The organism is Blastomonas sp., assembly GCF_041747255.1.
GTDB lineage: Bacteria > Pseudomonadota > Alphaproteobacteria > Sphingomonadales > Sphingomonadaceae > Blastomonas.
Genome location: NZ_JBGTFM010000454.1, coordinates 1 through 13,003 on the forward strand (window position 1 = coordinate 1; position 13,003 = coordinate 13,003).

Annotated in this window: 11 protein-coding genes; 3 read left to right on the forward strand and 8 right to left on the reverse strand. The window is 62.3% G+C overall.

Features of this window, described 5'->3' with window-relative positions; genetic code table 11:
* The first annotated feature begins 191 nt into the window (after positions 1 to 191).
* From ACEW8G_RS15090 to ACEW8G_RS15100, 3 genes are read left to right on the forward strand one after another with little or no spacing between them, the layout of a single operon-like run.
* Positions 192 to 1,040 carry a cytochrome b/b6 domain-containing protein gene (locus ACEW8G_RS15090; RefSeq protein WP_373489220.1) on the forward strand — a complete coding sequence of 283 codons (849 nt, stop codon included), beginning with the start codon at positions 192 to 194 and terminating at the stop codon, positions 1,038 to 1,040.
* A complete protein-coding gene (locus ACEW8G_RS15095; protein WP_373489221.1) occupies positions 1,037 to 1,825 on the forward strand; it encodes a molybdopterin-dependent oxidoreductase in 789 nt (262 codons plus the stop codon). Before ACEW8G_RS15090 ends, ACEW8G_RS15095 begins: the two co-directional genes overlap by 4 nt.
* Positions 1,826 to 1,853: 28 nt before the next feature.
* Positions 1,854 to 3,080: a class I SAM-dependent methyltransferase gene (locus ACEW8G_RS15100; RefSeq protein ID WP_373489222.1), complete on the forward strand. Its 1,227-nt coding sequence runs from the start codon at positions 1,854 to 1,856 to the stop codon at positions 3,078 to 3,080.
* Between the two features lie 63 nt (positions 3,081 to 3,143).
* Here the strand turns inward: ACEW8G_RS15100 and ACEW8G_RS15105 are convergent, their stop codons facing one another.
* The 8 genes from ACEW8G_RS15105 to ACEW8G_RS15140 form a co-directional block, all read right to left on the reverse strand.
* On the reverse strand, positions 3,144 to 4,307 hold the full coding sequence (locus ACEW8G_RS15105; RefSeq protein ID WP_373489223.1) for an MBL fold metallo-hydrolase: 1,164 nt from the start codon (positions 4,305 to 4,307) through the stop codon (positions 3,144 to 3,146).
* The gene (locus ACEW8G_RS15110) at positions 4,307 to 5,011 is read right to left on the reverse strand and encodes a DUF1013 domain-containing protein (protein ID WP_373489224.1); all 705 of its coding nucleotides are present in this window, start codon (positions 5,009 to 5,011) and stop codon (positions 4,307 to 4,309) included. The genes ACEW8G_RS15105 and ACEW8G_RS15110 overlap by 1 nt, the downstream gene beginning before the upstream one ends.
* A gap of 109 nt (positions 5,012 to 5,120) precedes the next feature.
* A complete protein-coding gene (locus tag ACEW8G_RS15115; RefSeq protein WP_373489225.1) occupies positions 5,121 to 7,940 on the reverse strand; it encodes a DUF3857 domain-containing protein in 2,820 nt (939 codons plus the stop codon).
* A 145-nt stretch (positions 7,941 to 8,085) separates the two neighbouring features.
* Entirely contained in the window at positions 8,086 to 9,408 is a 1,323-nt protein-coding gene (locus tag ACEW8G_RS15120; protein WP_373489226.1) for a tetratricopeptide repeat protein, read from the reverse strand.
* A gap of 13 nt (positions 9,409 to 9,421) precedes the next feature.
* Positions 9,422 to 10,153, reverse strand: a complete 732-nt coding sequence (locus ACEW8G_RS15125; protein ID WP_373489227.1) for a DUF4331 family protein — start codon at positions 10,151 to 10,153, stop codon at positions 9,422 to 9,424.
* Between the two features lie 5 nt (positions 10,154 to 10,158).
* Positions 10,159 to 10,809 carry a hypothetical protein gene (locus ACEW8G_RS15130; RefSeq protein ID WP_373489228.1) on the reverse strand — a complete coding sequence of 217 codons (651 nt, stop codon included), beginning with the start codon at positions 10,807 to 10,809 and terminating at the stop codon, positions 10,159 to 10,161.
* A 148-nt stretch (positions 10,810 to 10,957) separates the two neighbouring features.
* Positions 10,958 to 11,983, reverse strand: a complete 1,026-nt coding sequence (locus ACEW8G_RS15135; RefSeq protein WP_373489230.1) for a glycosyltransferase family 4 protein — start codon at positions 11,981 to 11,983, stop codon at positions 10,958 to 10,960.
* Between the two features lie 31 nt (positions 11,984 to 12,014).
* Positions 12,015 to 12,962: a UDP-2,3-diacylglucosamine diphosphatase gene (locus ACEW8G_RS15140; RefSeq protein WP_373489229.1), complete on the reverse strand. Its 948-nt coding sequence runs from the start codon at positions 12,960 to 12,962 to the stop codon at positions 12,015 to 12,017.
* Positions 12,963 to 13,003: the final 41 nt, after the last annotated feature.

The window sequence follows — 13,003 nt, forward strand, 5'->3', positions numbered from 1 at the left end:
TCGCCTGCCGCACTCAGCGCAGCATAACGATCCGACAGATCAAAGAAACCAGGCTGGCCCACCATCATCGCCTCCGCTCAATCAAGAAGGCGAGTGAATCAGATCACCACTCCAAATGCGAGGGTTTTTCGAGGCGTCCAGTTGTACCGTCAGCGTAACTTCTGTGGAGTGTCGCGCGAATAACCCCTAGCATGACAACGATGAACACCGCCGCCGCACCGCTGGAAATTCAGCAAGATCTCGCGCCGCCTGAGCCTGTGCCGGCTGAGCAGGACCATTATCATGCGCGCAGCACGCGGGTATGGCACTGGGTGAACCTAGTGGCGCTCATCGCCCTGTTCATGAGCGGTCTGATGATCTTCAATGCGCATCCCAGCCTGTATTGGGGCGAGGCGGGCAACCGCACCGAACCCGGCTGGCTGATGATCGGTGCGCGCGGTGAAACCGGTTTCGTGCGTGTTGGCTCCGTGCAGATCACCAGCACCGGCGTACTCGGACGGTGGGAGGACGCCGATGGCATCAGCCGCAATCGCGCCTTTCCCTATTGGGCCACCATCCCCTCGGACTATAATCTTGCTGACGCCCGGCACTGGCATTTTTTCTTCGCATGGATTTTCGCGTTCGGGCTGCTCGCTTTCATGGTTGTCAGCCTGTTCAACGGCCATCTCATGCGCGAGATTGCGATGCGCAGCCATGAATGGCGACCGTCGACCCTCTGGCAAACCATCGTCGACCACGCGCGCCTGCGCTTTCATACCGAGACCGGTGAAAGCTATAATCCGCTCCAGAAACTGAGCTACATCGCAATCATCTTCGTGGCGCTGCCACTGATGATTGTGACGGGCCTGGCCATGTCGCCGGCGGTGGACGCTGCGCTGCATTTCCCCAGTATCATGTTTGGCGGCAGACAGAGCGCGCGGTCGATCCACTTCATCATCGCCTTTGCCTTGGTTGCCTTTTTGGTTGTCCATGTCGCCCTGGTGCTGATCCACAAGCCGTTGACGCTGCTGCGCGGTATGACCATCGGAGCGCGGCGATGACCGAAATTGCCCAACCGCTAGAGTCGTCTTTGCGGCTGACTCGTCGCGCCTTGGTCGGTTCGCTCGCCCTAGGCGCGGGCGGCTTGTTGACCGGCTGCGATGCGCTCAACGCAAATCAGAGATTTCGTGACACGTTGCGTCTTGCCGAGACCGGCAACATGGCGGTGCATCGGCTGATGGGTGGACGCAGCGGACTGGCACGTGAATATTCACCGCGCGATATTGGCCATGCCTTCCCTGCCAATGGCACGCGGATGCCCGACGATCCGGTCTATCAGCGCGAGGCGGCGACGGCGTTTGCCGATTGGACGCTGGCGATCGACGGGCTGGTCGAGCGCCCCACCCGCTTTGCGCTGGGGCAAATTCGCGCGATGCCGCGCCAGACACAGATCACCCGGCACGATTGTGTCGAAGGCTGGAGCGCCATCGGCAAATGGACCGGGGTCAACCTGTCTTATCTGCTCGACCAGGTCGGTCTGCGGGACAGCGCGCGCTATCTGGTATTTCACTGCGCCGACACGCTGCGCGCCGGGCCTTATTATGAAAGCATTGATATGGTCGATGCCCGTCACCCGCAAAGCATGATCGCATGGGCGCTCAACGACGCGCTGCTGCCGGTCGGCAATGGCGCGCCGCTGCGGCTGCGGGTTGAGCGGCAACTGGGTTACAAGCACGCGAAATACGTGCGCAGGATCGAGGCGGTGGCCGACTACCGCCTCGCTTATGGTGGCGGCGGCGGCTATTGGGAAGACGCAGCAGGCTATGAATGGTATGCTGGCATCTGACCGATGAACTGAAGAGCGGCGTGGCCAAATGGCAATGATTGACCGATTTTTGGGCAAGCTGATCAGGCGCGGCACGCTTCAACTGATCGATCACCGCGGCGCCATCCACAATTTCGGTACGCCCGCGCCCGGCTTTCCTGACATCACCGTGCGGCTGGCGGATGCCGGAGTGGCGCGCTTCATCGCGTTGCGCCCCCGGCTTGGGGCTGGCGAGGCGTTCATGGATGGTCGGCTGATCATCGAGCGCGGCGATGTGATGGACTTGATTGCGCTGGTCCGCGCCAATGCGCCCTGGGAAAAGGGTGGCCAGCTCAAGCCACGCGGACCAGTGAGGCGCGCGGCCAAGGCCGTCGCAGGACGGATCAACCAATTTAACAATGCCCGCACATCGCAAGCCAATGTGGCGCATCATTATGACCTCGATGATCGGTTGTATGACCTGTTTCTGGACGCCGACAAGCAATATAGCTGCGCCTATTACACCGATCCTGCCAACAGTCTCGAGCAGGCGCAGGACGACAAAATGGCGCATATCGCCACCAAGCTGGCGCTGCAGCCGGGGCAGCGGGTGCTTGATATCGGCTGCGGCTGGGGCGGCATGGCGCTGTATCTCAACCGCGTGGCTGATGTCGATGTGTTGGGTATCACGCTATCGCAAGAGCAGTTGAAGGTCGCGCGCGAACGGGCGGAGGCGGCAGGTGTGGCAGACCGGGTGCGCTTTGAGCTGATCGATTATCGCGCGCTGACCGGCCGGTTTGACCGTATTGTGTCGGTAGGCATGTTCGAGCATGTCGGCGCGCCTCAGTTCGCCGCCTTCTTTCGCCAATGCCGTGATCTGCTTAGCGATGATGGCGTGATGCTGCTCCACACCATCGGGCGGATGGGTGGGCCGGGCAGCACCGATGCTTTCACGACCAAATATATCTTCCCCGGCGGCTATATCCCCGCGCTCAGCGAAATCGTGCAGGCGAGCGAGCCGGCGCGGATGATCGTCACCGATGTCGAGACACTGCGTCTGCATTACGCACACACGCTGCGCGCATGGTATCATCGCACGCTCGCCAAACAGGCCGAGATTGAGGCACTGTACGATGCGCGCTTCTTCCGCATGTGGACATTCTATCTGGCGGGCGCGACGGCAGCCTTTGAGCATGGCGGGATGTGCAATTATCAGGTCCAGCTCACGCGCAGCCGCCATGCGCTGCCAATCACGCGCGATTATATGGTTGAGGCAGAGGCGCGTTATCGCGGTTAGAGCATTTTAAAGTTGACAGTTTTCGGTCAACGGCTCGGGAAATGCGGCATTACAGCAATCAATTCAGGCGCTGTACCAGCCCACGCCATCGCGTTCGGTGCAGGTGGCCCGGCCTGCACATTCCAGATAGCGCAGATGCGCCCGCGCCTCGCCGGTGGCAATGCCGTAGACGCTGTCATCGACCGCGCGTGAGAACAGCAGGCTGAACGTGTCGACCGCGCGCATCTCCTGTGACTTCAATGCGGCCTCGAGCGCGTCAAGCCGCTCAAGATGCCCCGCCGCCAGCGTATCGAGCCGGGCATGGACGCCAATGAACGGAAAGCCGTGCGCGGGCAGCACCAACTCCTCGCCGGTCAGTGCGGCGCGGAATTTGGCGATGCTTGCGAGCCACTCGCCCAGCGGATTGGCGGTTGGTTCGCTCGCCATCATCGAGACATTTGAGGTGATGCGCGGCAGAATCTGGTCCCCGGCGATGATCACCTTGCCCGGCTTGTCGAGCAGGCAGACGTGTTCGGGCGTATGCCCGCCGCCGGTCATGACGGTCCAGATGCGCGCCCCGATGCTGATATCAGCTCCATCGTCGAGCCGAACATGACCGATCGGCACATCAGAGACCATCCGCGCGAAATTGCCCCAACCGCGCAGGCGCATCGCCTCGATCCTCGCCTCGTCCCATCCGGCATGGCGCATCTCGGCCAGTGCCTCGGCCGGCGGTTCGGCGCGCACATCGCTGGTCAGCATCCGCGCCATCAGCCATTCGGTGCGGTTCATCCATAGCCGCACCCCTAACTTGCGGCACAGCCATCCGGCGGCACCGACATGATCGGGATGGAAATGGGTGACGAGCACGCGGGTGATCCGGCGACCGGCAAGGCCGCCAGCGAACAGGCGTTTCCAGGCATCGGTGGTCGCTGGCATATACAGCCCGGTATCGACAATCGCGAGGCCTTCGCCGTGCGCGTCATGATCGTCAAGCAGCCAGATGTTGATATGGTCGAGCGATCCGGGCACCGGCAGCCGGGTCCAGCCCAGCCCCGACGCGATGGCGAAATATTCGCCATAGCCGGGGGCATGATCCCCCAACGGATAGGTCAGCCCGCGAAATTCCTTCGCCTCAAGCCCGTGATCCGCAAGCGACACATCATAGGCCGGGGGGCTGGTCGGTGCCGGTGATGGGACCGCCATCTCCGCCGCACCGGTCGCAACCCCTGCCTCGCCATCGCTCATCAGGCGTTACCGGTGGCTTCGGCCTCATCCTCGCCCAGCAGCGCAGCCTCGATCTCGGCATTGCGCAGCGCCTCGTCAGCCGCCTTGTGCGCAGCATCGCGTTCGGCGCGCAGTTCCTCGATCAGCGCCTCGCGGTCGCCGCCCAGTCGGGTATCGGCCACAACCTCTTCAACGATGCCCGCCTTTTTCGCCGCCTTGGCGACGATTGCGTCGAGCTCGCGCTGCGAACACAGGCCCAGGGTCACCGGGTCCTTGGGCTGTATGTTTGAAATGTTCCAATGGCTGCGGTCGCGGATCGCGGCGATGGTGTTGCGGGTCGTGCCAATCAGCTTGCCAATCTGCGCATCGGAAATTTCCGGGTGATTGCGCAGTATCCATGCAATGCCATCGGGCTTGTCCTGCCGCTTGGACACCGGCGTGTAGCGCGGTCCCTTGGTGCGGCGCACCTGCGCGGGGCCGACCTGGATTTTCAGCCGGTATTCGGTGTCCGCCTGACCCTTCTCGATTTCGGCCATGGTCAACTCGCCCGCCCGCACCGGATCACGCCCGGTATATTTGCTGCTGGCCAGATCATCGGCCATCGCCTGCACTTCAAGAATGTGCAGGCCGCAGAAACTGGCAATCTGGTCGAAGCTGAGGCCCGTGTTGTCCACCAGCCACGATGCGGTGGCATGGGGCATCAACGGCTGAGGGTTGGCAGACATGTGGGTTCCTTTACAAATAAATATGGCCACCCCTCGCGGGGTGGCCGATCATGCAAAAGTCTATACGCCAAAGCGCAGCGGGGGGCAAGCGGAACGCGTTTCGTGCTAGTCAGGGCTTTAGACCGAAGCGGGCGTAGCTGCGCTCCAGCGACGGCGTCATTCTGCGCGCGATAGCAAGATCATGGGCAGCCTGGTCGGAAAAGCCGAGACGCTTGTTCACGATCGCGCGAAGGAAGCGACCTGCGGTCATTCCCGGCGCTTGAAGCAAAGCGGCGTCAAGGTCTCTCAGCGCGTCTTCAGCGCGGTCAAGGCGCAGCCAAACGAGCGCACGGCTGTCGAGAATGCCAGCCGTGCTGTCGCTGAGTTCAAGCGCAGACGTGCAGTCTTTCAAAGCCGTTTCAATCTGGACGTTGCGCGTTGCCTTGGCCCAGCAGCGGCGGTTGAGGAGGTCCGGCGACCCCGGCTTTTCGACGACCAGTGCGTCGAACTCGGCAATGGCGTCCTCGGCACTGCCGAAATCTCCGAGCATCGATGCCTTCGCGAGCCGATAATCATAACGCGTCTTGCCGCCCAGTGCGATCCGCTCGTCAAGCAGCGCCGTGGCTTTCGATACATCACCCAGTTCCGCAGTGAACAGCGCAACCGTTGTATTAGCGATGACTGAGGCCGGGTCGAGCTTGCGCGCGGCTTCCGCATCGCTCAGCGCACCTGCCAGATCGCCGCGTTCGACGCGCACATTGGCCCGGTCTATATAGGCTTCGGCCGAGGGCAGGATCGCCAGTTGCCGGGTGAGCATGGCCTCTGCGGTCTTGAAGTCGCCAATGCCGCGATGGAACGAAAAGCTGCTTTCCAGCGCGGTGATATTGTCTTCATCGGCATCGGCAACGGCCTTTGCGTAAACCGCCTTGATCGCATCGAGCTGTGACGCGGATGGCGCGCTGTCGAGATTCCAGCGGCGGACGGCATCGTCCGGTGCGATCATGCGCGGCGAACGCGATAGGGTTGTCGCCACCCGGTCGCGTTCTGAAGCGATGGCGGCGGCTGGAATTTCGGTGCCTGATGCTGCCAGTGTCTCATCAACCGTGACGATCCCGTCAGCTATGGTCAGCGCGCGTCTGATCGTCCGGCCGGCGATTTGCGTGTCGAGCTGCTCGTCACCCTCAATGGCATAGCCCTTGCCGCCATCGGGGAGCCGAACACGCATACGGTACCGCATCAGATCGGGCTCGCCGGTCGCGACGGGAATGTCTGCCCATGCCGGTCGTGCCCGGTCGGGTTCGAATTCGACCAGGCCCGGCACCCGCGACAACCAGCGTTCCGTGCGTCGATCCTGCAATCGCCAGCCAGTGTTGAAAACGCCTCTGCCCTTTAGGGTCACAGTCCCGTTTTCGACATCGGCGGTTCCGGTCAACATGTCATATTGTGCATCACCGACAAATTCCTGCATCATCACCTCATAGCCTGCCCGCAGTTCCTTTTCAGGCAGCTGCGACGCTGCGAGGGTCAGCAGGCTGGCGAGCTGGCCACGCACGACCATTGCCAGGTCAATCACCGAAGGCAGGTCGATGCTCGTGCTTTCATCTGCTTCCATCGAAAGCTCGACCGTTGGGCGCGCGGGCGGACGCAGCGCGATCCTGATCAGCTCGGCACCTTCTGCACGAACGGGCAACACATGACCAAGCGCCGGCGTGTCGCGAAGATCGGCCAGCCTGGTTCCAAGCCCCGTGCCATCAAGCCACAGCGTGTCATCGCCGATGGTTGCACGCACCAGGACATGGTTGAAGGCAAGCGCGCTCGGCACGCGGCTGGGGACGAGATCACCCAGACCGACATGCGCCAGCACAGGCTCGGCGGTGATGCCCATCGCGTGAAGCATGGCGAGCAGCAACAGCGTCTTGGCCTTGCAATCGCCGTAGCGGACATCCCATGTCTTGTCCGGAGACTGTGGCCGGTAGTTACCGCCATCCATGCCCACCGCGAGAAAACGGACCTTGTCCTGCACCAGCTGCAGCGCCATCGCCGTGCGGCGCATGGGATCGTCGGTGGCCGCGATGATTGTGGCTACCTCAGCCGCAAGCGCGCTGTTGGCCGCCAGCGTGCCCTGGGTCGCGTAGAGCGGTGCCATCACGCGCGAAACATCGGCCCAGTCGGCAAAGGTCGATGCCTCGATCAGTTGCATGCGCTGGAACCGGCCCGGCGCGTCCCCGGGCATCTCGGGCTGCCGGGGGGCCGGCAACGCCAACGGCAATTCGGTAAATGCGCCATTGCGCCGGGGTTTGGGGTCGACATTATCGGCGTAGACCTTCCATTGTGTCTTGTCGGCAGCCCGCCACGACAGCTCATAGCCAGCCGACTGAACCCGCACCGGTTCTGCAATCAGCGGATGCACCAGCTGTGCCCTGCCACCCAGCGCGGTATCGGCAGCGGTTGCCGACACCCTGAGCCGCAGCATGTCACCGACGCGCAACCCTTCGACTGCCAAAGTTGCCGACAGGATGCCGGTCAGCTCGCGCTGCTCGAGCTGTTGCTCGCGGCGCAGGACAGTGAACTTCTTGTCTCCGGCCAGCGCGTCGATGGCTTGCCCGTCGCGCATGATGGTCAGCTGGTGAATGATCAGATCGCCCTTGTCCGGGCTCCAGGCGAGCGTGATGCTGCTGCTTTGGGACAACGCTTCGGGCGTATCGAGGCGGACGGTGGTATCGGAATAATTCCACACGGTCGCGCCGTCGATGCGCTGCTGGACATCGATCACCACGGGGCCACCGCCCGCCTCCGGCCCGACGGTGTCGGGCAGCGGCGCGATCTTGATCCAATCCGGCGAAGGGGCGTACAAGGGCTGATCGCCTGCATGGGCTGTCTGTGTGATGATCAGCAAAGCCGCTGCAAATGCAGCTGCGCGCCAGGCCCTAACAGATTTTCCTTCGGACATGATTCTCCCCCTCAGCGAGCAATCTGTCGGGGCAGACCGCGCAATGCAAACGCTATTGGGGTGGCGTACCGCGTTGGTGACGTGGTGCCTGATGACAACGCGATTCAGCCTGCGAGCGTGGAGGAGCGGAGTGCAAACGTTCTTATCAGGCAAGCGGATTCATCGCACGGGCGCGGCGGCGATGAGCGGCGGCTTTTTCGGTCATGCCGCTGGCTTGATAAACCTCGGCAGCGACGCTGTGGACATCGGGTGTGCGCCATGCCGAGGCCAGCACCTGCTCGATCATTGCGCGCGCCTCGGCGATCTTTGCATTGCCGAGCAGCGCATGCGCGAGCGCAACCTTCGCTTCGCCATACGGCCGCGCATCATGGTTGCGCTGCGCCAGTCGCAATGCGCAGGGCCAGTCGGCTTTGGCGACGCAATGGTCGATCGCATGACCATATGTCGCTTCCGGAAACTGCGCCAAGCGTTTGGACCAGATTGCCGACGAACGCGCATAAAGCCGCTTTGCTTCCGCAGCATCGCCGCGCGCCTCGGCGATACCCGCCAGCGCGTCGATGAATTCGGGGTGGCCGGTGCGGCGCACGATGTCGCGATACAGCGCTTCGGATTCGGCCACTTTGCCCTGCAGGTTAAGCACCTCGGCAATATGCTCCTCGATCAGCCAACGGCCCGGAAAGAGACTGTCCGCTTTGCGGAAATGCGCCATGGCATCGTTCAAACGTCCGCGATCCAGATCAAGGATGCCGCGCTGCAGTTCCATGTATGACCGCGTCTGCGGCGTCGCTGTGCGATAGGCGCGCTCCGCAGCGACGAAATACGCGTCGGCCGCGTCTACGTCTCCCGTGCGGGCGGCATAGATCGCACGGCGGAAACTGGCGGCGCTGGGTACCAGCGCGTCGGCTTCATCGTATCGGGCGAGCGCGGCCTTATAATCGCCGCTGTAGAAGGCGATGTCGCCGCGCATTGCGGCGATCTCGGCGCGGTCGCCCGGGTCGGGCGGCACCGCATAGGCATCGGTCGCCGCAAGCTGGGCTTCGGCGCGGGCAAGACGGTGCATGCTGAATTCGAGCGAGGCGCGCATCATGTGCGGCCCGCTGCCCGGCACGGCGACCTTGAAGGCCGCGTCGAGCGCCCGCTCGGCAGCGGCATAATCATCGTAAGATCCGGACATCTGCGCGCGGCCAAGCAATTCGCCCGCGTGGATTTCATGCATCAGCCACTGGTCGGCCCCTGCCTCGGCGGCTGCAGCGGCATTGGCGACAGCCAGACCGGCGCGTTCCAATGCCTCTGAATACGATCGCGGTGGCCCACGTCCCGAGAACGGCGAATCTTCCCAGACGTGAACGTTGGGCGCGTTATCGTCGGTGCCGATACGTGCCACCAGCCATAACGAGCCGATCACCACAAGCGCGATGATCCACCATTTCCAGACCGAGAGACGCTGCGCAACCGTTGCTGTTGTCATGCGGCGACTGGTCTCAGTTCGGTCGTGCGCAAAGGCTGAGCCCCAGCCGGGTGAAATCATCGGCCAGCGCATTGGTCAGGATCGTGAGCGTTCCAGAAAGTTCAGGGACCCATTTGCCGGTCGCGTCAATCGTCGGGGTATCGTCGTTATAGCTGTTCTTGTTGGGGTTGCCCGAAATGAGCGCGGTCGAAACCGCCGGCATTCCAGCACGGTCCACGCGCACATAGGCCGATGGCAAATCGGTGCGGAACGTGAAGTTGGTGCCTGCACCTCCTGACGTCGGCGGCGTGCCAAGCGGCGGCGCCAGGAACGGGAAGGTTGCGGGCAGCGGCTGATCGACACCATTCGGGTTGACCGGAATGGCAGCAAACGTGGTTGCCGGGTGGCGCGTGAGATCAAGAAAGATCACCGCCAGTGTCACATCGATCACCGGGTCCAGATATCTTCGGCCATTGGGGAAACCCGCAGGCTGGTTGAGATCGAGCTGCAACAGGTCTGGCACCACCAGATTGGCCACTGTGCGGCCGGGCACGACGGTCTGGTTGAGGCAGGGTCCAACGTTGAAATTCGCTGCTACCGGGGGCGGTGTCGGCGCAGGGGCCGGAGCTGGAGCAGGAGCGGGAGCCACCGCGACCGGCGGCACGACGATCATGTTGGGTTCTGGCTCGTTGCTGCCGCACCCGGCGAGCAGAGCGGTCGCGGCCAGCGCGGCTGCCAACGTGTGGGTTGAGGAGGTTCGCGTCATGATGGTCAGCTCCTGATGCGTGCGGACGTGGTCCAAATGTCGAGCGGCTGGGCACGATCAATCAGGCCGCGGGGTATCGCGATGACGACGAAGGTCGAGTTGAGCCCGGCAAACCGGTCACGCATATTATTGAACGACAAATTTCCGGTTGCCCGCGAATCGTTCAGTCCTTGCGGATCGAAAGCGAACGGATCATCGAACAGTCCGGCACGAACAATAATGCCGTTGCTGGTCGTCAGGTTGCGCTCGACCGGACCACGTAGCAAGCCTGCTCCTGGAAGGTTGCGCACCTCAATGCCAGGAATGACGCCATCGCGACCGAAGCGAATTTCAATGGGAAATTCGATGTCCGTGCGGCTTCCCGTGTTCGATACATTGATCGTGTACAATACGTCCGGATCGTAAAAACCCGGAAGATTGGTCGCAGAAGGCCCGCCAAAGCTGATTGCCAGATAGACGTTGCTGACATCATGAAAGGCGTAAAGATCGGCGATGTCGGCGGCAATATCGAAGCCGACTGCATTGACGGCCGAACCCGTCCGCGCCGGTGGATCAAAGTGGTCGGCTGCATCGAGCGCTTGCTGGCCGAAAACGCCCACGGCACCGACCATAAGGGCACATGGCAACGTGAACTGGAAGAAACGACTGACGTTCATATTCGCCCCCTGTTTTTCGATAAAGAAAACTACTAGGGCGACCCAAAAGGTGGTTTAATCCAAAATTGCCCGGCTGCCAAACACTATCTCGACGCACAGACTTATTTTTTTACTCAAAGGGTTAGCAGCATACCTCGGCGTGAGGACATCAGGCCGCGAGTGCGGTGGGGCCACCGATCGGCACCAGCGCGTTTAGGAACTGGCGGGTGCTTGTGTCCCAGCTGAAGCTGCGTCCGGTGAGCGCGCAGACGCTGCTGTTAAGCTTGAGCGCACCGGCAATCGCGGCGGTCAGGTCTTCATCCATGACGCCGGTATCGGCGGTCAGCACGTCAACCGGGCCGGGCACCGGAAACGCGGCCACCGGCGTGCCGCTGGCCAGTGCCTCGATCATCACCAGCCCGAAGGTGTCAGTGCGACTGGGGAAGACGAAGACATCTGCGCCCGCGTAATGGCTGGCAAGATCAGCGCCCGACTTTGCGCCGACAAAATGCGCGTCAGGATAGCTGCGCATCAGCGTCTCGCGCGCGGGACCATCGCCGACGATGACCTTGCTGCCGGGATGGTCGCTGGACAGGAACGCCTCTACATTCTTTTCCACGGCCACCCGCCCGACATAAAGCTGGATCGGACGGGGCAGGTCAGCGAACCAGGCAGGCGCGGGGTTCTTCGGCGCGAAACAGTCCAGATCGACCCCGCGCCCCCAGTGGCTGACCTGATACAGGCCTTGATCGCGCAGTTGCTGGCGCACCGACTCGGTCGATACCAGAATGTTGTGCGCAGGCGCGTGGAACCAGCGGATGAACGGCCAGAAGAACCCGGCGGGCAACCAGGTGCGCTGAGCCAGATAATCGGGAAACTGGGTGTGATAAGCGGTGGTGAACGGATAGCCGTGGTCAAGGCAGAAGCGCCGCGCGGCAATGCCCAGCGGACCTTCGGTGGCGATGTGCGCCGCGTCGGGCGCAAATTCGCTGAGCCGCGCCCCGACGCTGTGCCGCGTCGCCAACGCCAGCCTGATTTCCGGGTAGGACGGACAGGGGATGGAATAATATTGGTCGGGTGACACGACCAGCACATCATGACCCAGCCTGCGCAACCGGTCGATGACGGATGACAGGGTGCGCACCACGCCATTGACCTGCGGATGCCAGGCATCGGTGATCACGGCGATCTTCATCGGCTTGTTCACATCCATTCCCCGGTGCCAGTCACGCGGCGCGCTGCTCCACCTGCTCGACAGTCTTGTCCGCCGTGGCCTCGGTCTCGCGTTCCTTCATGACGTCGGCCCAGTGCAGCACCTCCATGCGTCCGTCGAAATGTTCGACCAGCGCGGTGCAGCCTTCGACCCAGTCGCCATCATTATAATATTCAACATTGCCGATCGAGCGGATTTCAGCGTTGTGGATATGCCCGCAGACCACGCCATCGACACCGCGTTCGGAGGCCGCGCGCGCAACCAGCTCCTCATAGCGCGAGATGAACTCGACGGCGTTCTTGACCTTGTTCTTGGCCATTTTGGAGAGTGACCAGTATGACAGGCCCAGCCTCTGCCGGACCCAGTTGACCCACAGGTTCATGCCCATCATGATGTGATATGCAGTGTCACCCACGAAGGCGAGCCAGCGGTGGGCGAGCATGATGGTGTCGAACTCGTCACCGTGCAGCACCATCAGGCGGCGGCCATCGGCAGTGTCATGAAACGCGGCGCGGCGGATCTCGACCCCACCGAAGTTCAGCCCGGTAAATTGGCGGAACATCTCGTCATGATTGCCGGGGATGTAGACGATGCGGGTGCCGCGCTTGGCGCGTTTGAGGATGCGCCAGACGATGTCGTTGTGTGTTGCTGGCCAGTAAAATTTTTTCTTCAGCCGCCAGCCGTCGATGATGTCGCCGACCAGATACATGGTCTCGCTGTCGGTGCTGTCGAGGAAATCGATAAGCATCTCCGCGTTGCAGCCCTTGGTGCCAAGGTGCACGTCGGATATCCAGATGGTGCGATAGCTGCGGCGACGATCGACCTCGGGTTCGGGAATGAACGGCGCACCGCCCGGAAAACCGGTGACATTGTCCAGCAGGTTCTGGCCATCACCCCGGTCAAGCCCGGCTTGGCCGCCGACCAGCGCGCCGATATGGTCGCCGTATTGTTCCAGTGACATAACCTGCGAACTCCCGAAAGAAACATCCTTCGGGACCAAGC

Excerpts from the sequence above, each read along its gene's own strand:
- ACEW8G_RS15090 (WP_373489220.1), top strand. The coding sequence starts at position 192 with ATGACAACGATGAACACCGCCGCCGCACCGCTGGAAATTCAGCAAGAT.
- ACEW8G_RS15095 (WP_373489221.1), top strand. The coding sequence starts at position 1,037 with ATGACCGAAATTGCCCAACCGCTAGAGTCGTCTTTGCGGCTGACTCGT.
- ACEW8G_RS15100 (WP_373489222.1), top strand. The coding sequence starts at position 1,854 with ATGGCAATGATTGACCGATTTTTGGGCAAGCTGATCAGGCGCGGCACG.
- ACEW8G_RS15105 (WP_373489223.1), bottom strand. The coding sequence starts at position 4,307 with ATGAGCGATGGCGAGGCAGGGGTTGCGACCGGTGCGGCGGAGATGGCG.
- ACEW8G_RS15110 (WP_373489224.1), bottom strand. The coding sequence starts at position 5,011 with ATGTCTGCCAACCCTCAGCCGTTGATGCCCCATGCCACCGCATCGTGG.
- ACEW8G_RS15115 (WP_373489225.1), bottom strand. The coding sequence starts at position 7,940 with ATGTCCGAAGGAAAATCTGTTAGGGCCTGGCGCGCAGCTGCATTTGCA.
- ACEW8G_RS15120 (WP_373489226.1), bottom strand. The coding sequence starts at position 9,408 with ATGACAACAGCAACGGTTGCGCAGCGTCTCTCGGTCTGGAAATGGTGG.
- ACEW8G_RS15125 (WP_373489227.1), bottom strand. The coding sequence starts at position 10,153 with ATGACGCGAACCTCCTCAACCCACACGTTGGCAGCCGCGCTGGCCGCG.
- ACEW8G_RS15130 (WP_373489228.1), bottom strand. The coding sequence starts at position 10,809 with ATGAACGTCAGTCGTTTCTTCCAGTTCACGTTGCCATGTGCCCTTATG.
- ACEW8G_RS15135 (WP_373489230.1), bottom strand. The coding sequence starts at position 11,983 with ATGAAGATCGCCGTGATCACCGATGCCTGGCATCCGCAGGTCAATGGC.
- ACEW8G_RS15140 (WP_373489229.1), bottom strand. The coding sequence starts at position 12,962 with ATGTCACTGGAACAATACGGCGACCATATCGGCGCGCTGGTCGGCGGC.